Origin of the sequence: Burkholderia sp. MSHR3999, assembly GCF_000833595.1 — a bacterium.
In the GTDB taxonomy this organism is placed as follows: domain Bacteria; phylum Pseudomonadota; class Gammaproteobacteria; order Burkholderiales; family Burkholderiaceae; genus Burkholderia; species Burkholderia ubonensis.
Genome location: NZ_JRFO01000001.1, coordinates 976,985 through 996,741 on the forward strand (window position 1 = coordinate 976,985; position 19,757 = coordinate 996,741).

A 19,757-nucleotide genomic window follows, 5' to 3' on the forward strand; every position below is an offset into this window, starting at 1 on the left:
ATACACCGGCTTCGCGGCGGTTTCAACCGGGGACAGATCCGTGCCGGATGCACGGCCGCAGCATCGCGCGGCGCGTGGCGGCGGCACGGCGCGCGCCGAGCAAGGGGGCGGCGGCCGCGCGGACACGACGGCGCAGCGCAGCATCGCGCGGCTGCGCGCGTCGCAAAAAAAATTTCGCGACGGCCTGTCATATGGCGCCGCGTCGTCCGTCTATTCGGCTCCTTAAACCCATGTACTGGAGTGATGTCATGAAGAAAACACTGATGGCAGCCTGCGTCGCCGGCCTTGCGTTCGCGGTGACGGGCGCTTATGCGCAGAACGACGCGATGTCGAAGGACCAGGCGCCGATGTCGAAGGACGCGATGGGCCACGAAGCGATGTCGAAGGACGAAGGGATGCAGAAGGACGGCATGAAGAAGCACGCGATGAAGAAAGACGCGATGAAGAAGGGCGCCATGTCGCACGACGAGATGGGCAAGCCGAAGCAGGACGACAAGATGAGCCCGTCCAACTGACGGGATGGTTCGCGCGCGGCACGTGCCGCCCGCCCGGTCATGCGTTCGCGACAGCGGGCGCCGCCCGGCCGGCGCGGCAGCCGCGCCACTGGAGGAGTCGTCATCATGCAAACCGTTCACGCCACCGGGCCGGCGGCCGCGACGCCGCCCGCGCGCTCGATCCACCCGCCGTGGGTGCGCGTGTGCCACTGGCTCAACGCGCTCGCCGCGATCGTGATGGTGCTGTCCGGTTGGCGCATCTACGATGCGTCGCCGATCTATCCGCCGTTCGTGTTCCCGCACGGCATCACACTGGGCGGCTGGCTCGGCGGTGCGCTGCAATGGCATTTCGCGGCGATGTGGCTGCTCGCGGGCAACGGGATTTTCTACCTGACGATGGCGATCGCGACCGGGCGCCTCGCGCGCAAGTTCTGGCCGGTCACGCCGGCCGCCGTGTGGCGCGACTTGCGCGCCGCGCTGCACGGCAAGCTGTCGCACGACGACCTGAGCGTCTACAACGCGGTGCAGCGCGCGGCCTACCTGACCGCGATCGTCGATCTCGTGGTGCTGGTGCTGTCCGGTCTCGTGATCTGGAAGTCGGTGCAGTTTCCGCTGCTGCGCATGCTGCTCGGCGGCTACGACAGCGCGCGCGTCGTGCATTTCTGGGCGATGTCGGTGCTCGTCGCGTTCTTCGTCGTGCACGTCGCGATGGCGCTGCTGGTGCCGCGCTCGCTGCTCGCGATGCTGCGCGGCCGCTGAGCGGCCCGCGCGACCAAGGAGATCATCATGTCCGAACCCGAAGACACGCGCGCGCGTGCGCGCTGGACGCTCGACCGGCAATCGCTCGCGCTCGACGTGCGGCGCGAGCTCGCGATGCCGTCGCGGCGCCTGTTCAATCGCCGCATCCTGACGCTCGGCGGCCTCGCGATGCTGTCCGGCTGCACGCTGCAGGACGATGCGTCGGTCAACGCGTTTCTCGAGAAGGTGTCGCGGATGAACGACCGTGTGCAGGCATGGCTGTTCAGCCCGGACCGGCTCGCGCCGACCTATACCGAAGCGGACCTGACGCGGCCGTTCCCGTTCAATGCGTACTACGGGATCGACGAGGTGCCGCACGTCGATGCGGCGACGTACCGGCTCGCGCTGTCCGGCCGCGTGAGCGGCAAGCGCGTGTGGACGCTCGACGAGCTGTATGCGCTGCCGCATGCGGAGCAGATCACGCGGCACATCTGCGTCGAGGGATGGAGCGCGATCGGGCGCTGGGGCGGCACGCCGTTCGGCGCGTTCCTGCGGCGCGTCGGCGCGGATACGAGCGCGAAGTACGTCGGCTTCAAATGCGCGGACGATTACTACGAGAGCATCGACATGCCGACCGCGCTGCATCCGCAGACGCTGCTGACGTTCGAGTACGACGGGCGTCGCCTGCCGCCCGAATTCGGCTTTCCGATGAAGCTGCGGATGCCGACCAAGCTCGGCTACAAGAACCCGAAGCACATCATGGAAATCTTCGTGACCAACACGTATCCGGGCGGGTACTGGGTCGACCAGGGGTACAACTGGTTCGGCGGGTCGTAAGCGCCGCGCGGCGCACGGTGTGTGCCGCGCGCCACGTGCGCCGGTCAGAAGGTTTCCCAGTCGTCCGCGCCGCCTGCCGCGGCGAGCGCCGGTGCGGCTGGCGAAGCCGCGGGTGCCGGCGCCGGACGGGCGGCGACGCGCCGCGCGACCGGGCGCGCAGCCGCTGCGCGCGGTGCGGGAGCGTGCGCCTTGACTGCCGCGGCCGGCGCGGCCGCGCCGCCGTCGGCGAGCTTGAACACCGCTATCGCGCGCTTCTGCTGCCCGGCCTGCTGTTCGAGCGATTGCGCGGCGGCGGACGCCTGTTCGACGAGCGCCGCGTTCTGCTGCGTGACTTCGTCCATCTGGCCGACCGCGATGTTGACCTGCTCGATCCCGCGGCTCTGCTCGTCGGACGCGGCCGAGATCTCCGCGTTGATGTCGGCGACGCGGCGGATCGCCTGCTGCACGTCGCCCATCGTGCGGCCGACCGCTTCCGCCTGCGCCGAGCCGTCGCGGACCGTCTCGACCGAGCGCTGGATCAGCTCCTTGATTTCCTTCGCGGCGCTCGACGCGCGCTGCGCGAGGCTGCGCACCTCGCCCGCGACGACCGCGAAGCCGCGGCCCTGTTCGCCGGCGCGCGCGGCCTCGACCGCGGCGTTCAGCGCGAGGATGTTGGTCTGGAATGCGATGCTTTCGATCAGCCCCGTGATGTCGGCGATCTTCGACGAGCTCGCGCTGATTTCGGTCATCGTCACGAGCATTCGCTGCACGACCTCGCTGCCGTTGTCGGCGACCTCCGACGCATTGGTCGCGAGCGTCGTCGCCTGGCGCGCGTTTTCCGAGTTCTGCTTGACCGTCGCGGTCAGCTCTTCCATGCTCGCGGCGGTTTCCTCGAGCGACGCGGCCTGTTCCTCGGTGCGCGACGACAGGTCCATGTTGCCGGCCGCGATCTCGCTCGACGCGACCGAGATCGATTCGCTCGACGCCTTGATCCCGCGCACGATCTCCGCGAGATGCGTGTCCATCTGGCGCAGCGCGACCAGCAGGCGGCCGAATTCGTCGTTCGTGCGGATCTCGATCGCGTTCTCGAGATGGCCTTCGGCGATGCGCTGCGCGGTGTTCATCGCGATGCCGAGCGGCTGCGTGATCGCGCGCTGCAGGTACTGCCATGCGCCGATCGCGGCAGCCACGCCGATCGCGACGATGCCGAGCAACGCCCACAGCAGCGTGTGGAACGTGTCGTTGCCCTGGTCGGCCGAATCCTTGACCTGCTTCGCGTTGATCGCGATGTCCTCGTCGATGCTGTCGGTGAGCGCGGTGCCGAGCGGGCGGATCTTGTCGATCGCCGCCGCCGTTGCGTCGGCGTTGCCCGATTCTGCCGCGCCGAGCGCGGTCGACGCGAGCGCGCGGAAATCGCCGAGCTGCCCGGCGATGCGGTCCGCGAGCTTGCGTTCTTCGGCGGCCGTCACCTTCGCCGGGTAGTAGTCGTTCCACGCGGCCAGCATCTTTTTCTCGCGCTCGCGGATGCGGTCGGCGAGGTTCTTCACGTCGGCCGCGTCACGCGTCGTGACCAGTTGCGCCAGGCCGAGGCGCATCTGCAGTGCGCCCGCCTGGGTGCTCGCCAGGTCCTCGATCGGCACGGTGCTGTCGGTGTACATCGCACTCATGTCGGAACTCAGCCTGGCGAGCCCCCGTATTCCTCCTAGTCCGATTGCGATCATCACGATCACGCAAGCGCCGAATGCGATCGCGATCTTGAGCTTGATGGTGCCTGTCAGCTTGTTCATACCCAGCTACCCATTTGAGAAAGACCTTGTTGCTTCCCGGGCCCGCATCGACGCATTTGTCAGTTTATTAAGCTGAAATCCCATCATGTGGGCGGGGGTGATGGCCGGGTATACGGCAACGGGAATCGGTTCATTAGGAAAATTGAACCAACAGGATCAAATATTCGATGTCGCGAGCAAACGTCAGTCAACAGTCTTTCATAAACTGTCGAAACGACTTTCGAATATGTAATGTCATGTCTTGGCGCACGTTCGATCGAGTAAGCTGTCGACCCGGAACGCGCGCGCCGCGCGTCAAGCCGATTCGCGCACGTGCATTTCGACGCGCAGGCCGGCGGCGGTCGCCATGTTGACGAGGGTGTCGAGCCCGAACAGGTTGATCTTGCCGCGCATCAGGTCGGACACGCGCGGCTGAGTGATGCCGAACAGCTTCGCGGCCTGTGCCTGGCTGATTTCCATCCGCGTGATGTGGTGCTTGAGCGCCATCATCAGCTCGGAACGCAGCTTCATGTTCTCGGCTTCCGCCGGGGTGTCCTCGATCGCGTCCCAGACGCTGGAAAAGTGTTGCTTGGTCATCGCTTCAACTCCATCAACATGTCGCGGTAACGCCAGGTGGCCAATGCCACGTCTGCGTGGCGGGTTCGCTCCGTTTTCTTCTGGAAGCAATGAAGCACGTATACGGTGTCGGCGAAGGTCGCGACGTAGATGATCCGGAATGCGCCGCTTGCATCGCGCACGCGAATCTCGCGCGCGCCGCGGCCCACCGTGGTCATCGGCTTCCAGTCGTCAGGTGCCTGGCCTCGCTGCACCTGGTCGATCTGGTGACCGGCCTCGCGCCGCGCGGCCAACGGAAAGGCACGCAAGTCGTCGAGGGCGCTCCCGAGGAATACGACGGGCCTGGGAGCAGGCATGAGTGAATTATACAAAATTTTGTATTGATTGAAAGCGTGGAACGAGTCGGATGAATGCCGCTCCGTCATGAAGCAGCATCGGCGTGCGTGCGACGCGCAAGCGCACCGCATCGTGACGATAGCCTCGGCGCAGTCGATAAAGTGCGTTGTTGGCCGAAGGGGAGAGGGGCGGGTTCGACACCCGCATCCGGCCGCCGGACGTGGCGATTCCGGCCGCAGGGATGCCGGATGACGGTGCGTCGCGACCGAAAAAACTGTCGCGCCGAAACGTCAGTCGATTGCCTTTCAGTCAGGTCTGAAGTTGCTTTCGAATCCTTGATGCCATAATGCCGAGCATGCGCTACCGCTGCGGCGGCGCGCGTTTTCTGTCCCTCTGCCGCCGGCTCCGCCGGCTTACTTCGTCGCCGTTCGCATCGTCATGTCGTTCCGCACGTTCGCTCCCGCCGTCCTGGTCCTGCCCGGGCCGTTTGCCGGTCCTTCCGGCGTCCTTCAGCGGAGCACGCGGCGCGCCGTGCGGGCAGGCTGAACGATGACGCCGCTCGACCGTCTCCTCGATTTCTTCGCCCGCCACCCGATCCGCCTGCCGCAAAGCCGCGGCGGACGCGTCGTGCTCGCGCTCGTATTCATCTACTTCGTGTGGGGCTCGACCTACAGCAGCCTGCACTTCGCGCTGCAGTCGTTCCCGCCGCTGCTGCTGTCGGGGCTGCGCAACCTGCTCGGCGGCATCGGCCTGTTCATCTTCGCGCTGCGGCGCAAGCCGGAATGGCCGACGCTCGTCGAGATCCGCAACACGGCGATCGTCGGCACGATGCTCGTCGCGCTGTCGTCCGGCACGATCGCGCTCGGGATGCGCACGGTCAGCAGCGGCTCGGCCGCGGTGATGGTCGCCACGGTGCCGCTGTTCGCGACCGTGATCGCGGCCGTCGCGGGGCGGCCCGTGACCAAGGGCGAATGGGTGGCCGTCGCGCTCGGGATGGTCGGCATCCTCGTGCTGAATTCGGGCGGCGCGGCGGCCACGAACTCGGCGCTCGGCACGATCTGCGTGCTGGCCGGCGCGCTGTTCTGGGCGGGCGGCGCGCACCTGTCGACGCGGCTCAAGCTGCCGTCCGACCTGTTCCTGTCCACGTCGCTGCAGATCGGCCTCGGCGGCCTGATGTCGACGCTCGCCGCGTGGCTGCTCGGCGAGCGCATCGAGCACCTCGCGGCGGGGCCGGTGCTCGCGTTCCTGTACCTGATGGTGTTCTGCACGATGGCCGCGTACGTCGCATACGGCTACTTGATCCGTCATACGAGCCCGATCATCGCGAGCAGCTGCATGTACGTGAACCCGATCGTCGCGGTCGCGATCGGTGCGCTGATGCTCGGCGAGCCCGTGACGATGGCGACCGTGATCGCGACGGTCGCGATCCTCGGCAGCGTCGGGCTGTCGTTCGTGTTCGACCCGGCGCGGCGGCGCGTGTCGCAGACGGCGTCGGCGAGCGTCTCGACGCCCGTGACCGCGTCCACCGCATCCGCACCGGAGTCCGCCACGGCGCCGGCGCCTGTAAAGACGTCGACGTCAGCGCCTGCATCGACGCAGCCGACGATGCCGACGTCCGCACCCGAGCCGACGCCGGCGGCGACCTATGCGTCAGCGCCCGCGTCGAGCGTCAAGCCGGTGCCCGGCGCCCCGGCGGCCGACGCATGACGGCGACACGCGCGGCTGCGGCTTAGCCGCCGCGCTTGCCGCCCCGAAGATGGCTCGCGCCGGCGAGCGCGGCGAACGCCAGCCCCGCCGCGCACATGCCGGTCCAGCCGAAGGCGCGCCACGCGGCGACGCCGGCCGACGAGCCGAGCGCGCCGCCGATGAAATAGCACACCATGTACACCGTGTTGACGCGGCTGCGCGCGTCGGGCTTCAGCGCATAGATGCGCGACTGGTTCGAGATCTGCGCGGCCTGCACGCCGACGTCGAGCACGATCACACCGATCACGAGCCCGGCGATGCTCGCGCCGGACAGCGCGAAGATCACGAACGACAGCGCGACCAGCGCAATCGCGAGCGAGATGATCGCGCGCGGCCCGCGCTTGTCGGCGACGCGGCCCGCATAGGGCGCGGCGAGCGCGCCCGCCGCGCCGACGATGCCGAACAGGCCCGCCGCCTGCGGCCCCAAATGGAACGGCGCGCCGGCGAGCAGCAGCGTGAGCACCGGCCAGAACGCGCTGAACGCCGCGAAGATCGCGGCGCCCGTCAGCGACGCTTCGCGCAGCCCGCGCAACTCGGCCGCGAGATGCCACATCGAGCCGAGCAGCTTGCCGTACGGCAGCGTCGACGTCGGCGAGCTCTTCGGCAGGCGCAGCACGATCACCGCGGCGAGCGCGACGAGCGCCGCGACCGACGCGCCGAACACCGCGCGCCAGCCGAAGTATTCGGCAACGAAGCCGGCGGCCGTGCGCGCGAGCAGGATGCCGATCAGGAGGCCGCTCATCACGGTGCCGACCGCTTGCCCGCGCGCGGCGGGCGGCGCGATTTCCGCGGCGAACGGCACCGCCTGCTGCGCGATGGTCGCGAGCACGCCGATCGCGAGGCTCGCCGCGGCGAGCACCGTGAGCGATGGCGCGGCGGCCGCCGCGACCAGCGCGATCGACAGGCCGGCGATCTGCAGCAGGATCAGCAGGCGGCGGTCGAAGCGGTCGCCGAGCGGCGCGAGCAGGAACATCCCGGCCGCATAGCCGAGCTGCGTCGCGGTCGGTATCGCGCCGATCCACGACGCGTGGTCCGGAAACGCCGCGCGGAAGCTGTCGAGCAGCGGCTGGTTGTAGTAGATGTTCGCGACCGATACGCCCGCGATCGTCGCGAGCAGCAACAGCAGGCTGCGCGAATAGTGGGGCGAGGCGGCGTCGGTCGGACGGTCGGGGGCGATGGAAGACATGGCGATACGGGGCGCTCGGATACGACGTGACCCGCGCGGGCGCGGCGGCTGGCGCCGGCGTGCGCCGGGCATCGGTCGGGGCAGCCGATGATACCGGAGCCGTGCGAAACGTGCCGGCCGCGGCTTTGCGCGGCCGTGCTCAGTCGACGAGCTCGCCCGTCGGCTCGTAGAACGGATACGGGCCGTCGCCTTCGTCGACGTATACGTGATGCGTGATCACGCCGGCATCCGGCGTATGGCGATGCACGGCGAACGCGGGCGGCTCGAGCCGGAAGGCCGACGGCGCGTGGTCGCGCAGGTCGAACGCGACCTGGTGCGCGGGCGCCGGCACGGCCGACGCGATCGTGCCGCCGAAGCGCGCGAACATCGTCCGGTGCACGTGGCCGCACAGCACGCGCTCGACGTTCGGGTAGCCGCGCAGCAGCGCGTCGAGCTTCGCGGCGGCGGCGGGCGCGAGCCGCAGCGCATCCATGTGGCCGATTCCCGATGCGAACGGCGGGTGATGCAGTGCGACGATCACGGGCCGGTCGCGCGCGGCGTCGAGCTGCGCTGCGAGCCATGCGAGACGCGCGTCGCACAGGTCGCCGGCGCTCGCGCCGGGCACCTGCGAATCGAGCGCGAGCACGCGCACCGCGCCGACGTCGAACGCGTACTGCACGAACTCGCCGTCCTGCCATTCGGGGCGATCGGCGAACGCGCGGCGCAGGGCCGCGCGGTCGTCGTGGTTGCCGACCATCAGGTAATAGGGAATCTCGAGCGGTGCGAGCAGGTCGCGCAGGTGACGGTATTCGTCGTCGCGGCCGAAATCGACCAGGTCGCCGGTGACGAGCACCGCGTCGGGGCGCGGTTCGAGCGCGTTCAGGCGCGCGATGCAGCGCGCGAGCGCGGCGGCCGTGTCGACGCGCTGATAGGCGAGCTGACCGGGCCGCTTGATGTGGAGATCGCTGATTTGGGCAAGCAACATCGTCGTTCCTCGGATCGTGTTTTTGTCGAAAGTGGGGTGCGTCACGCACCGAGCGCGATCAGCCCGTCGGCCGCGATCGCGATGCCGACGGCCGTGCCGCGCGCGAGCTCGATGCGGCCCGGCACGTCGATCACGAGCGCGTCGGGCGCCGCGTGCTCGATCGTGAGCCGGGTACGCTCGCCGAGGAACGCGCAGCCGCTGACCGCGCCGCGCAGCGGCGCGTGCGCGGGATCGGCGAGCTGCGCGTCTTCCGGCCGGAAGAACCATTCGTCGGCGGCGTGCGGCGTGACGAGCGCGCCGCCCGTCGTCACGAGCGCACCATTTTTCCATTCTCCCGCAATACGGTTCAGCGTGCCGATGAACTGCGCGACCGCGCGGTTCGCGGGCCGGTAGTAGATGTCGCGCGGCGTGCCGATCTGCTCGATGCGGCCCGCGCTCATCACGACGATGCGGTCGCCGAGCTCCATCGCCTCGGCCTGGTCGTGCGTCACGTAGACGGTCGTCACGCCCAGCTCGCGCAGCAGCGCGTTCATCTCGCGGCGCAGCGCGTCGCGCAGCTTCGCATCGAGCGCGGTCAGCGGCTCGTCGAGCAGCAGCACGCGCGGCCGCACCGCCAGTGCGCGCGCCAGTGCGACCCGCTGGCGCTGGCCGCCGGACAGCTGGTCGATCGGCTTCTCCGCGTGCGCGTCGAGCCGCATCATCGCGAGCAGGTCGTCGACGCGCTCGCACAGCACGCGCGGCTCGGTCTTGCGAATCCTGAGTCCGTAGCCGACGTTGCCGCGCACCGTCAGGTTCGGAAACAGCGCGTAGTTCTGGAACACCATGCCGACCTGGCGGCGCTCGATCGGCAGCCGGGTGACGTCGTCGTCGCCGAACAGGATCACGCCGCCCGCATCCGGCGTGTCGAGGCCGGCGATCAGGCGCAGCGTCGTGGTCTTGCCGCAGCCCGAGGGCCCGAGCAGCACGAGCGTCTCGCCCGCGCCGATCGACAGGTCGAGCGGCTCGAGCACGCGGGTGCCGCGGAAGGTCTTCGCGCAGCGGGTCAGGGTGATCGGGATCGAATCGAGTTTCATATGGGCCACGGGTTCAGCCGGTTCAACGTTTCGCGCGCTTGACCGCGCGCGTGCCGGACGGATCGACGCCGAGCCACTGCATCGCGACGAGGAGCGGCAGCGTCATCAGCAGGAACAGGATCGTGTACGCGCTGCCGACTTCGAGGCGCAGCGACGCGTAGGTGTCGGCGAGCCCGACCGGCAGCGTCTTGGTGTCGGGCGTGTGCAGCATCCACGTGAGGTTGAACTCGCCGATCGACAGCGTGAGCACCGCGAGCGCGCCCGCGACGATGCCAGGCCGCAGGTTCGGCAGCACGATCGTGACGAAGCGCGTGACGAACGACGCGCCGAGACTCGCCGCGCCTTCCTCGAGCGTGCGTAGGTCGGCGCCCGCCGCGACGGCCGCGACCGCGCGCACCATGAACGGCAGCGTGAACACGACGTGGCCCGCGACGATGAACCACAGGCTCATCCGGAACGCGGTGAAGCCGCCGTAGACGACGAGCAGCGCGAGCGCGGACGCGAGCCCCGGCAGCGCGACCGGCAGCACGAGCGCTTCCTCGATCACGCGTGCGAAGCGGCCCTTGCTGCGCGCGAGCGCGTAGCCGGCCGGCACGCCGACGGCGAGCACGATCGCGAGCGTCGCGAACGCGACGACGAGCGACAGCACGACCGAGCCGTGATACTGCTGCCACACCTGTTCGAGCCAGCGCAGCGTGAGGCCGCTCGACAGGCCGCGGAAGTAGTTGACGGTCAGCCCCGCGAGCACCGACATCACGACGGGGACGATCAGGAATGCGCCCAGCAGCAGCGTGACGAGCCATTGCAGCGCGGCGATCGCGCGTGCGCCGGACACGCGCGGCGCGCGCCGCGCGGCGCCGTTCGCGCGGGTGGGGGCGGGCGACGGCGCGGAGGAATCGGAAAGCGAATGCATCGAATGGACCTCAGGCGGCCGCGGCCGCGGTGTGGCCGGTGAACTGGCGCGCGAGCGCGAGCACGGCCCACGTGACGACGCCGAGCACGATCGACAGGCCGGCGGCCGTCGCGATGTTCGCGTTCAGCGTGAACTCGGTATAGATCGTCATCGGCAGCACGTTCAGGTCGGTCGCGAGCGTGAACGCGGTGCCGAAGGCGCCCATCGCGGTCGCGAAGCAGATCGCGCCGGCCGCGATCAGGCCCGGCGCGAGCGCCGGCAGCACGATGTCGCACAGGATGCGCCACGGCGACGCGCCGAGCGAGCGCGCCGCTTCCTCGAGCGACGGATCGAGCTTCGACGCCGCGGCGATCACGGTGACGATCACGCGCGGAATCGAGAAGTACAGGTAGCCCGCGAACAGGCCCGCGACCGAATAGGCGAACACCCACTTGTCGCCGGCGAGCTTCGCGGACAGCATGCCGATCAGCCCTTGCCGGCCCGCGAGCATGATCACCATGAAGCCGACGACCACGCCGGGAAACGCGAGCGGGAAGGTGAGCAGCGCGAGCAGCACGCGCTTGCCGGCGAACTCGCGGCGCGCGAGCAAGAGGCCTGCGATCGTCGACAGCGCGAGCGTCGCGAGCGTGACGGCCGCCGACAGCGCGATCGTCTCGCCGAGACTCCTCATGTAGCGCGCGTTGCCGAGCAGCGCCGCGTATTGCGTGAAGAACGCGCCGTTGGCCGATACCTGCGCGAGCGACGCCATCGGCAGCAGCCAGAATGCGGCGAACACCGCGAGCGCGGGCGCGACGAGCGCGATGCGCCAGCGCAGCGGAAAAGTCAGGTCGAGCATCGGTCGCGTCCCGCCATCACTGCATGATCTGCAGGTATTGCTGGCCGAACGCCTGCTGGCCGGCGGCCATCTTGCCGAAGTCGACGGCCTTCGCGCGCGCATAGTCGCTCGCCGGCAGGAACTTCGACGCGACGTCGGCGCTCATCGCCTGCGCGCGCACCGGGCGCAGATAGGCGTTCGCCCACAGCTTCTGGCCTTCGTCGGACAGCACGAAATCCAGCACCTTCCGGCCGTTCGCGTCATGCGGCGCGCCCTTCACGAGGCTCATCACGTACGGCACCGCGATCGTGCCTTCCTGCGGAATCACGAACTCGACGTTCGCGTGATCCTTGTACTTCGCACGATAGGCGTCGAAGTCGTAGGAGAGCAGGATCGGGATCTCGCCCGACAGCACGCGCGCGTACGCGGTCTGCTTCGGCACGATCGGCGCGTTCGCCTTGAGCTTGCGGAACCAGTCGAGGCCCGGCTTGAAGTTGTCGAGACTGCCGCCGAGCGCCTGGTTGACGGCGACCGCGCCCGCGTAGCCGACGAACGCGCTCGACGGATCGAGATAGCCGACCATTCCCTTGTATTCGGGCTTCAGCAGGTCCGCCCACGAGCGCGGCACCGGCTTGCCTTCGAGTGCGTCCTTGTTGACGAAGAAGCCGAGCGTGCCCGAGTGGATCGCGAACCAGTAGCCCTGCGGGTCCTTCAGGTTCGCCGGGACGTTGTTCCAGTGCGCGGGCTTGTACGGCGCGATCACGCCCTTGTCCTTCGCCTGGAACGCCGACGACACGCCGAGATAGACGACGTCCGCGACCGGGCTCTTCTGTTCGGCGATCAGCTGCGCGATCGCCTGGCCCGAGTTCTTGTTGTCGAACGGCACGCGCACGCCGGTCTTCTGCTTGATCGCCGCGATCTGCGCGGCCCAGTCGGCCCATTCGGGCGGGCAGTTGTAGCAGATCGCGGTGTCTTCCGCGTGCGCGGCGGGTGCGCCTGCGAGAAGCGCGGCGCAGGCGAGCGGCGCAAGCGGTTTGATCAGCGCGCGCAGCAGGGACGTCAGTCGAAATGTCACGGTGTGGTCTCCGGGTGAGCGGGTGGGGCGCGGCGGGGGCGCGTGTCGTGTGGTCGGTGCGTTCAGTGCAATCAGGCTTCGCGTGCGCGCAGGTCGGCCGGCGTGATCGTCGCGACCGTTGCGCCTTCGCGGACCGCGTGCGGCAGGATCCGCGACGTGCGTTCGATGGCCTCGCCGCCGATGCTTTCGACGAGGCGCAGCCACGCATGACGGCCGATGTCGCGGTTCGGTGTCGCGACGCTCGCGAGCGGCGGCGCGAGCAGCTCGCCGATCGCGATGCCGTCGAAGCCGAGCACCGAGATGTCGTCGGGCACCGAGAAGCCCGCGCGCCTGAGGCCGCGCATCACGACCATCGCGAGCAGGTCGTTGCTGCAGAAGAGGGCCGTCGGACGCGTCGCGCGCGCGGTCAGGTGCGCGAGCACCGCGTCGGGCAGCTCGGGCGCGTTGAAGTCGACCTCGACGGGCGGCAGCGGCGCGACGCCGCTTTCCTCGAGCGCCTGCGCACAGCCGAGATGACGCTGCCGCGCGCGGTCCGACGCGGCGAGCGAGCCGGCGAGCATCAGCACGCGGCGATGGCCGCGCGCCGTCAGCATGCGCACGCCGTCGTAGGCGGCGCGGCGGTTGTCGACCGACACCGACGGGCGGCGCTGCGTGTCGTTGTGCATCAGCACGTAATGCGGGCCGTCGCGGTCGAGCATGTCGAGGAGCGGATGCGCGTCGGCATCGGCGACGGTCAGGATCAGCCCTTCGACGCGCTGCTCGCGCAGCGTTTCGATCGCGTGGCGCTCGCGCGCCTCGTCGTACTCGGTCGTCATCAGGATCAGCTTGAAGCCGGCCGCGGTCGCGAGCTCGTCGATGCCTTGCAGGCAGTCGGCGAACACCGGGTTCGCGAGCGTCGGCAGCACGACGCCGACGAGCCGCGTGCGCTCGCCGCGCAACTGGCGGCCGAGCGGGCTCGGGCGGAACTTCAGCGTATCGATGGCCGTGCGGATCGCGGCGAGCGTCGCGGGGCTGACCGTATGCGGCGCGTTGAGCGCGCGCGACACGGTGGCGATCGAGAAGCCGGCGAGTGCGGCCACATCCTTGATGGTCGGGGTCATGAAGAAAGCACGATGTAAACGTTTTCGGCGAGGAAATTATCGAGAACGTTTATGACCGTCCGATGACGCGTGATTGGGGGCGAATCGGCGGGCGCGCGTGCGCAATCGTGTGAAGGATGCGGCGTGGGGGCAGCGCACGTATTGTATCGGCGGATGGCGTTGTTCGCGCTGGAGCGGATGCACTCGACGGGGTCAAATGCGGACCGCGCGCGCGAGCAGTGGTAGAATCCCGTCCGCCCTTGCCGGGGTGATGAAATTGGTAAACATAGCGGACTTAAAAGTTTGAGTGCCCGGCCGGAAACGGCCGGTGCAGAACCCTTCAAATTCGGCGAAACCCCTGATGCACGGCATCGAGGCAACGCCGAGCCAAGCCTCGCGGCGCACGCGAGGAAGGTGTAGAGACTAGACGGGGGGCGCCTAAGGCGCACGGGCCACCAAGCGAGCCCGCGCGCGATGGCGAAGGCATAGTCCAGCGCACGAACGGCGTCGCCCAGACGAGGCCGGCTTCGAAAGAAGCAGTGTGACGAAAATCCGCCGCCTTAACTGGCTTGCCGGTTCGAGTCCGGTCCCCGGCACCAATGGTTTATCCCGCTGCATCTCACGCAATCTCGGAACCCCGCTCAGAACCCTTGTCTGGCGGGGTTTTTCGTTTCATGGCGTTTCGTTGGTGCGCATTGCATCCCGACCTCGACAAGGGCGAATGGCGGTATCTCGTCACGAAAACGAGGACTGGGCATCGGGTGCCGCATCTCGATGCAAGCAATCGCAATCTTGCGCGAGCTACACGCGCCGCTTGATCTGCTGGAACACCTTGCTGCGGACTCGGCAATCTTTATGAAACCGTCTCTAAAGGAGATGAGCGATGAAGCCGAGTAGAATAACGGACGCCCTGCATCTGTCAGCGTGGGGTGCTGTCTTTATGCGCGCAAGTTGTCTTTACGCTGCGGAAATTCCCGAAGAGGCGCAATCGCTCGCGCAGTCGAAAACCGACGCGCGGCACACGTTGATGCCGCCGTTCACCAATACTGATATATGAGCACGTATGTGCGGCTGAAAATCGAGCATCGATGAAGTCTGAAAACGAAACGTCAAAAAGAGGGGGTGCTTCATGAACGTTAGAGAGCTTCAAAACAAAAGGGAGCGTGTGTATCACTGGCTCATGGTTGTAATTGGAGTCGTTCTCTGGGTGGTGATTGCGAAATTGGTGGGGGACTACTGGGAGCACCCGAAATTCGGGGGGACGATTCATATGTACGTTGGATACGCTGTCGCGTTTATAGCGTTCCGTTGGATTGCCGGGGTGATGTACCGCGCGATCGCATTTGGAAACATGGTGCTGCTTGGCCCATCCCAGTTTCCTCAGATCCATGCGATGGTGGTGGCCGCAGCGAAGGAGGTTGGCCTCAGTGAGCCGCCGAAAACGTTCATATACAACTCAAATGGGTTGTTTAATGCATTTGCCCGACGTATCTTGGGTGGTCGCTATGTCTTTCTGACATCGGCGCTCGTCCAGGCAAATAACGATGCCCAGGTGCGTTTCGTGATCGGGCACGAAATTGGGCATCATGCGGCCGGGCATCTGAACCCATGGATGAATTTCGTCAAACTCCCGGCGCACATCGTTCCATTTTTGGGCAAGGCGTACTCGCGGGCGAGAGAGTACACCTGCGACAGCATCGGGGCGTACCTGTCGAAAGATGCCCATGCATCCCGAAGTGCGTTGCAAATGCTTGGATGCGGGTGTCAAAGACTGAATGAATCGATGAATTGCGAGGTGTTCGCTGCGCAAGAGGATAGCGTACCTCCGATTTCCGGATTTCTTGTCGAGATTTGCAGGACTCATCCGCGTCTGACGCGACGTGTTTCGGCAATCGATGCGTGGTCAAGATATGCTGGCGACGTGGGCGATGGAGAGCCGACCTTCAATCTGGAAAAACCCGCAATTCAGCAGTAGTTGCAGGCGTTTGAGCTCGAGAAAGCCTCGACCGAGCTTGTTGACGACTTGTCGAAGCGTGCATGAAACCCGCGAACGGTCGACGTCTCGCGGGTTTTTTGTTTTTGTGGCGTTTCACCGTTCAAACGTTCTTCCCGTAACGGGAAGCGGACGTCTGCCTCATTCATCGGATCGCGGCCGTGCCTTAGCCTTGGTGCTCACACCAACGGAGGCAATCATGACCGCTGCAGAAGAAGCTTCAAAGGAACTCCTGTTCATCCTCAAGGCGCTCGGTTCAAGAAGTTGTACCGTCATGGACGCCGATGACATTCCCGAAATCAAGGGGGCCGGCGCATATACGCTTTGGCTCCGGCTCAATTCCGGCGGCGAGATGGTGCCGACATACGTCGGATGTACCACCCGATCGATCGGCCAGCGATTGAACGAGCACGTGTCGTTCGAAAAAGGCAAAATCCGTGAGCTGTTATCCGGCGTCACGTTGGAGCATGGCTTCCCCAAGGGAGCAAAGAGCCTGGATGGCGTTCACGTCGAGTACATCGAGACAGATCGACTGGCCGCGGCGATGGTCGAAGCCATCCTGCTCGACTCGTTCGATTTTGCCCAGAATACCGCCGGAAATGGCCCGAGTCGCGCCATCAAGGCAGATCCGGGAATCGGCGCGAAACCGGAGGTCACGATAGAAAAGCTGAAGGACACCGGGCTGATCAAGTCATTCATTCAACAATTCGAGACGGCCCGGAGCGTCATCGGGGATTTCTGCATTTCGTTGGATGGTGCGGTGGGGCGTCATTAGGCTTTCCCCGCACGTTCCCGGCGACCCGCCGGCCGATGAGGCCATCCCGCGCTTCTGCTTTTGAGCAGACCGCCAGATCATCACGTCGTTTCGCCTATCTGCTCAATCGACGCCGCCGGTAACGTTTTCAGTTCAGGGCATCTACCTAGGACGCGACGCACCATATTCATTACTCGCGAGATAGAATATTTATTCCGTGCCTGCATTGAGTTTCCGTGAGAGATAGTCGGAATCTGCTCGATTTATCGCGGATGTTGCGAGTTGTCGTATTGCTGCCAACACGGAAAAGTAGGAGTGCGATTCGTCAGCGCATATGCAAATGTCCAGGCTGTTTCAATGCAAGGATCCTGTGCTCACCATGCTAAGTCCGCACGAAATCACCACATTGTTGATGGTCAGGAATGCGCCGGACCAGATCGGCTCCGACCGTGAGGAGCTTCTGACGTTACTGGAGCGTCAACTGATCGCCATCGATCCGATGGTTTCGGATATTCGGCGGATTCAGGTGACCGCCGAGGGGCACGCAGTCCTGAACGCGGTCTCGCGAATTCGCTAGGCGAAGCGGGCAGTTCGGCAAGGCCGGCTTCGGTTGTTCGAGGAGGCGAGCGTCGATCGTCGCCTGGATTGGACGCAATGACGGAGGCAACCATGGACGGATCATGGGTCGGGATTGTGGTCGGAACGTTCGTGCTGGCTCTCGTGGCGAGTGCCGCGGCGAACCACTATCGCCGCGCGCATCGTCGCGCGGAATTGCTCAGGAATCTGGATCACCACGACTGGTGCCGATGGACACACGCCCATCGGGGGAGTTCAAGGGCAGTGAAACGATGAAGCGGTAGACGCTCGCCCCAGGATTCAACGCGTAGAAGCCCCCGCGCGATCGCGCGGCGGGCGCAGCACGCATGCGCCGGCCATCAAGGCCGCATCCGCAGCGTCACGTCGGCATTCGGCGTCGCGCCGACCTTCTCGAGCGCGGTGACGGCCGCATCGTTGCCCTGCAGGATCGCATTCTGCAGCGCGGTGCGGCCGAGTGCATCGACGTGGTCTGGATTCGCGCCGCGCGCGACGAGCACCGGCAGCAGGTCGAGCCGGCCGAACAGCGCCGCGAACGACAGCGCGGTTTCGCCGGCATGGTTGGTCTGGTCGATCGGGCAGCGGGTATCGATCAGCCGTTGCGCGATCGCGGTCTCGCCCTTGAACAGCGCGCCCATCAGCGCTGTGTTGCCGTGGCGGTCGCCGACGCACGGGTCCGCACCGGCCCGCAGCAGGTAGTCGAGCGTCTGCGGCTGGTCGCGGTAGGCCGCGAGAATGAGCGCGGTGTAGCCTTCGCGCGTCGTCGCGTCGATCGGATATTGCGCGTCGACGAGCGCCTGCAGGATGTCGATGCGGCCGAGGCGCGCGGCGGCGAACCATGCGTCGTCGTAGCGGCGCAGGTCGGCGTGCGCGTCCGGATGCGGAACGGCGGCGGGCGGCGCGGTCTGCGCGCACGCGGCGAGCACGGTGGTGCACGCGATCGCGAGCGTGCGAAAGAGGGCGGTTCGGAATCGATTCTTCATCAGCAGTCAGCGCCGCGTGTCGCCACGCGGCGCGATCGGACGGATTGGAAAGCGAAGGCCGCATTGCGGCCTTCGCTGCGTCGTGCCGATCAGTCGATCAGTTCTCGACGAGCTTGTCGGCGAGCGACTTCACGCGCGCCACGTCCGCGTGCGTCGCGCGCGCGAGGCGCGTGCCGTAGTCCGCATCGGCCTTGTAGAAGTACGACAGCATCGCGTACTTGTTCGCATCGTTCGTCACGCGATTCAGATCGCCCGACAGCGCGGTCACGAGATCCTGCCGGCTCTGCGCGGGCAGCGCGCGGTAGTACTCGCCCGCCTGCCGGAAGTTCAGCGTCTTGTGGATCGCGGCCTGCTGCGTCGCGCCCGACAGCGGCGTCGCGACGGACTTGTAGCGCGGGTTCTGCGCGAGTTCATTCAGCGTCGACGGCTCGTAGTTCACTTCACCCTTGCGCTCGCCGACGTTCATCGCGCCGTCCTGGTTGTTGTTCGTGACAGGCACGCGCGGGCGGTTGACCGGCAACTGGTTGAAGTTCGCGCCGAGGCGATACATCTGCGTGTCCGCGTACGAGAACATTCGGCCCTGCAGCATCCGGTCTTCCGACGGCTCGATGCCGGGCACCATCCGCGACGGCGCGAACGCCGATTCCTCGGTCGACTCGAAATAGTTGTCCGGCACGCGGTTCAGCGTCATCGTGCCGATCGTGCGTTCGGGAATGCCGGCCCAGACCTTCGTATCGTCGAGCGGGTTGTAGTCGAACTTGTCGAGGTCGGACGGATTCAGCACCTGGATCGTGAGATCCCACTTCGGATAGTTGCCGGCCTTCAGCGCGCCGTACAGGTCGTTCGTCATCAGGTTCCAGTCCGCGCCGATCGAGCCGGGAATGTCCTGCGGACGGAGCCCGTGCATGCCTTGCCGGCTCTTCCAGCGGAACTTCACGTAGGTCGTCTTGCCGTCGGCATTGACGAGCTTGAACGCGTGCACGCCGTAGCCGTCCATGTGCCGGTACGAGTCGGGCATGCCTTCGTCCGTATACAGCCGGGTCAGCATGCTGGTCGCCTCGGGCGCGTGCGCGAAGAAGTCGAACGCGAGGTTCGGGTCCTGCACGCCGGTCACCGCGCTGGGCTTGTTCGCATGGACGAAGTCGGGGAACTTGATCGCGTCGCGGATGAAGAAGATCGGCAGGTTGATGCCGACGAGATCCCAGTTGCCCTGCTCGGTATAGAACTTCACCGCGAAGCCGCGCGGGTCGCGCGCCTGCTCGGGCGAGCCGCGATAGCCCATCACGGTCGAGAAGCGCACGAACACCGGCGTCTTCGTGCCGGGCGTGAAGACCTTGGCCGTCGTCAGGTCGCTGAGGTCGGCGCTCGGCACGAATTCGCCGAACGCGCCGGTGCCGCGCGCGTGCACGACGCGCTCGGGGATGCGCTCGCGATCGAAGCGCTGGAGTTTCTCGATGAGATGCGAGTCCTGCAGCAGCGTGGGGCCGTTCGGTCCGGCCGTCTGCGAGTTCTGGTTGTCGCCGACGGGCGAGCCGTTGTCGCGCGTGAGTTCGGCGGCGTACGGAGAGGCGCTCAGCGCGACGCAGGTCGCGGCGATCACGCCTTGCAGAAGCCGGTTCGCGGTGTGTGACATGTCGTTGATGTTCCTTGACTGAGGTGGGTTGCGAAGCAACGCCGCCAATGTAAAAGGTTCGTCAGACGATTCGCCAATTGAATCTCGTTAAGGACGCGATAGGCAAAAGTCGCAATCGGGCAGAACGGCGTCGCATCCGCAATGCAGGCACGCGGCCGCGCGACCGATAGCCCTGTGGACGGCGTGCGTTGGCACGACCGGTCATCGAGTCTGTTCCGATTCCT

The 19,757-nt window shown here is 66.6% G+C and carries 19 protein-coding genes; 7 read left to right on the plus strand and 12 right to left on the minus strand.

Annotated features, from left to right (window positions below; genetic code table 11):
- Positions 1 to 248: 248 nt before the first annotated feature.
- From KY49_RS04665 to KY49_RS04675, 3 genes are all read left to right on the plus strand, one after another.
- Positions 249 to 515, plus strand: a complete 267-nt coding sequence (locus KY49_RS04665) for a pentapeptide MXKDX repeat protein (protein ID WP_042583552.1) — start codon at positions 249 to 251, stop codon at positions 513 to 515.
- Positions 516 to 620: 105 nt separating this feature from the next.
- Positions 621 to 1,253, plus strand: coding sequence for a cytochrome b/b6 domain-containing protein (locus KY49_RS04670; RefSeq protein ID WP_042583553.1), 633 nt, complete (start codon positions 621 to 623; stop codon positions 1,251 to 1,253).
- A 27-nt stretch (positions 1,254 to 1,280) separates the two neighbouring features.
- Positions 1,281 to 2,069: a molybdopterin-dependent oxidoreductase gene (locus KY49_RS04675; protein ID WP_042583554.1), complete on the plus strand. Its 789-nt coding sequence runs from the start codon at positions 1,281 to 1,283 to the stop codon at positions 2,067 to 2,069.
- 44 nt (positions 2,070 to 2,113) lie between these two features.
- Here the strand turns inward: KY49_RS04675 and KY49_RS04680 are convergent, their stop codons facing one another.
- From KY49_RS04680 to KY49_RS04690, 3 genes are all read right to left on the minus strand, one after another.
- Positions 2,114 to 3,835: a methyl-accepting chemotaxis protein gene (locus tag KY49_RS04680; protein WP_042583555.1), complete on the minus strand. Its 1,722-nt coding sequence runs from the start codon at positions 3,833 to 3,835 to the stop codon at positions 2,114 to 2,116.
- 294 nt (positions 3,836 to 4,129) lie between these two features.
- Positions 4,130 to 4,411 (minus strand): helix-turn-helix domain-containing protein, encoded by a 282-nt coding sequence (locus KY49_RS04685; RefSeq protein WP_042583556.1) that lies wholly within the window; start codon positions 4,409 to 4,411, stop codon positions 4,130 to 4,132.
- Positions 4,408 to 4,746 (minus strand): type II toxin-antitoxin system RelE/ParE family toxin, encoded by a 339-nt coding sequence (locus KY49_RS04690; protein WP_442854614.1) that lies wholly within the window; start codon positions 4,744 to 4,746, stop codon positions 4,408 to 4,410. Before KY49_RS04690 ends, KY49_RS04685 begins: the two co-directional genes overlap by 4 nt.
- 529 nt (positions 4,747 to 5,275) lie before the next feature.
- On the opposite strand from KY49_RS04690, the gene KY49_RS04695 reads away from it, so the two are divergent.
- Positions 5,276 to 6,433, plus strand: coding sequence for an EamA family transporter (locus tag KY49_RS04695; protein WP_042583558.1), 1,158 nt, complete (start codon positions 5,276 to 5,278; stop codon positions 6,431 to 6,433).
- A 22-nt stretch (positions 6,434 to 6,455) separates the two neighbouring features.
- Here the strand turns inward: KY49_RS04695 and KY49_RS04700 are convergent, their stop codons facing one another.
- From KY49_RS04700 to KY49_RS04730, 7 genes are all read right to left on the minus strand, one after another.
- The gene (locus KY49_RS04700) at positions 6,456 to 7,658 is read right to left on the minus strand and encodes an MFS transporter (protein WP_042583559.1); all 1,203 of its coding nucleotides are present in this window, start codon (positions 7,656 to 7,658) and stop codon (positions 6,456 to 6,458) included.
- Between the two features lie 139 nt (positions 7,659 to 7,797).
- A complete protein-coding gene (locus KY49_RS04705) occupies positions 7,798 to 8,622 on the minus strand; it encodes a phosphodiesterase (protein ID WP_042583560.1) in 825 nt (274 codons plus the stop codon).
- Between the two features lie 41 nt (positions 8,623 to 8,663).
- Positions 8,664 to 9,695, minus strand: coding sequence for an ABC transporter ATP-binding protein (locus tag KY49_RS04710; protein ID WP_042583561.1), 1,032 nt, complete (start codon positions 9,693 to 9,695; stop codon positions 8,664 to 8,666).
- A 22-nt stretch (positions 9,696 to 9,717) separates the two neighbouring features.
- Positions 9,718 to 10,608 (minus strand): ABC transporter permease, encoded by an 891-nt coding sequence (locus KY49_RS04715; protein WP_042583562.1) that lies wholly within the window; start codon positions 10,606 to 10,608, stop codon positions 9,718 to 9,720.
- Between the two features lie 10 nt (positions 10,609 to 10,618).
- The gene (locus tag KY49_RS04720; RefSeq protein ID WP_042583563.1) at positions 10,619 to 11,443 is read right to left on the minus strand and encodes an ABC transporter permease; all 825 of its coding nucleotides are present in this window, start codon (positions 11,441 to 11,443) and stop codon (positions 10,619 to 10,621) included.
- A gap of 16 nt (positions 11,444 to 11,459) precedes the next feature.
- Entirely contained in the window at positions 11,460 to 12,497 is a 1,038-nt protein-coding gene (locus KY49_RS04725; RefSeq protein WP_042583564.1) for an ABC transporter substrate-binding protein, read from the minus strand.
- A gap of 71 nt (positions 12,498 to 12,568) precedes the next feature.
- On the minus strand, positions 12,569 to 13,597 hold the full coding sequence (locus KY49_RS04730; protein ID WP_042583565.1) for a LacI family DNA-binding transcriptional regulator: 1,029 nt from the start codon (positions 13,595 to 13,597) through the stop codon (positions 12,569 to 12,571).
- 1,108 nt (positions 13,598 to 14,705) lie between these two features.
- Here KY49_RS04730 and KY49_RS04735 point away from each other — a divergent pair.
- The 3 genes from KY49_RS04735 to KY49_RS04745 all read left to right on the plus strand — a co-directional run bounded on the left by KY49_RS04735 (position 14,706) and on the right by KY49_RS04745 (position 16,900).
- The gene (locus KY49_RS04735; RefSeq protein ID WP_042583566.1) at positions 14,706 to 15,551 is read left to right on the plus strand and encodes a M48 family metallopeptidase; all 846 of its coding nucleotides are present in this window, start codon (positions 14,706 to 14,708) and stop codon (positions 15,549 to 15,551) included.
- A 217-nt stretch (positions 15,552 to 15,768) separates the two neighbouring features.
- A complete protein-coding gene (locus tag KY49_RS04740; RefSeq protein ID WP_059834484.1) occupies positions 15,769 to 16,344 on the plus strand; it encodes a hypothetical protein in 576 nt (191 codons plus the stop codon).
- A gap of 313 nt (positions 16,345 to 16,657) precedes the next feature.
- Entirely contained in the window at positions 16,658 to 16,900 is a 243-nt protein-coding gene (locus KY49_RS04745) for a hypothetical protein (RefSeq protein ID WP_080340720.1), read from the plus strand.
- Between the two features lie 358 nt (positions 16,901 to 17,258).
- On the opposite strand, the gene KY49_RS04750 is transcribed toward KY49_RS04745, so the two are convergent.
- Positions 17,259 to 17,900, minus strand: coding sequence for an ankyrin repeat domain-containing protein (locus KY49_RS04750; RefSeq protein ID WP_042583568.1), 642 nt, complete (start codon positions 17,898 to 17,900; stop codon positions 17,259 to 17,261).
- A gap of 97 nt (positions 17,901 to 17,997) precedes the next feature.
- On the minus strand, positions 17,998 to 19,533 hold the full coding sequence (locus KY49_RS04755; protein WP_042583569.1) for a catalase: 1,536 nt from the start codon (positions 19,531 to 19,533) through the stop codon (positions 17,998 to 18,000).
- Between the last annotated feature and the right edge of the window lie 224 nt (positions 19,534 to 19,757).

Coding starts and splice junctions, on each gene's coding strand:
- KY49_RS04665 (WP_042583552.1), top strand. CDS start 249: ATGAAGAAAACACTGATGGCAGCCTGCGTCGCCGGCCTTGCGTTCGCG.
- KY49_RS04670 (WP_042583553.1), top strand. CDS start 621: ATGCAAACCGTTCACGCCACCGGGCCGGCGGCCGCGACGCCGCCCGCG.
- KY49_RS04675 (WP_042583554.1), top strand. CDS start 1,281: ATGTCCGAACCCGAAGACACGCGCGCGCGTGCGCGCTGGACGCTCGAC.
- KY49_RS04680 (WP_042583555.1), bottom strand. CDS start 3,835: ATGAACAAGCTGACAGGCACCATCAAGCTCAAGATCGCGATCGCATTC.
- KY49_RS04685 (WP_042583556.1), bottom strand. CDS start 4,411: ATGACCAAGCAACACTTTTCCAGCGTCTGGGACGCGATCGAGGACACC.
- KY49_RS04690 (WP_442854614.1), bottom strand. CDS start 4,746: ATGCCTGCTCCCAGGCCCGTCGTATTCCTCGGGAGCGCCCTCGACGAC.
- KY49_RS04695 (WP_042583558.1), top strand. CDS start 5,276: ATGACGCCGCTCGACCGTCTCCTCGATTTCTTCGCCCGCCACCCGATC.
- KY49_RS04700 (WP_042583559.1), bottom strand. CDS start 7,658: ATGTCTTCCATCGCCCCCGACCGTCCGACCGACGCCGCCTCGCCCCAC.
- KY49_RS04705 (WP_042583560.1), bottom strand. CDS start 8,622: ATGTTGCTTGCCCAAATCAGCGATCTCCACATCAAGCGGCCCGGTCAG.
- KY49_RS04710 (WP_042583561.1), bottom strand. CDS start 9,695: ATGAAACTCGATTCGATCCCGATCACCCTGACCCGCTGCGCGAAGACC.
- KY49_RS04715 (WP_042583562.1), bottom strand. CDS start 10,608: ATGCATTCGCTTTCCGATTCCTCCGCGCCGTCGCCCGCCCCCACCCGC.
- KY49_RS04720 (WP_042583563.1), bottom strand. CDS start 11,443: ATGCTCGACCTGACTTTTCCGCTGCGCTGGCGCATCGCGCTCGTCGCG.
- KY49_RS04730 (WP_042583565.1), bottom strand. CDS start 13,597: ATGACCCCGACCATCAAGGATGTGGCCGCACTCGCCGGCTTCTCGATC.
- KY49_RS04735 (WP_042583566.1), top strand. CDS start 14,706: ATGAACGTTAGAGAGCTTCAAAACAAAAGGGAGCGTGTGTATCACTGG.
- KY49_RS04740 (WP_059834484.1), top strand. CDS start 15,769: ATGACCGCTGCAGAAGAAGCTTCAAAGGAACTCCTGTTCATCCTCAAG.
- KY49_RS04745 (WP_080340720.1), top strand. CDS start 16,658: ATGCAAATGTCCAGGCTGTTTCAATGCAAGGATCCTGTGCTCACCATG.
- KY49_RS04750 (WP_042583568.1), bottom strand. CDS start 17,900: ATGAAGAATCGATTCCGAACCGCCCTCTTTCGCACGCTCGCGATCGCG.
- KY49_RS04755 (WP_042583569.1), bottom strand. CDS start 19,533: ATGTCACACACCGCGAACCGGCTTCTGCAAGGCGTGATCGCCGCGACC.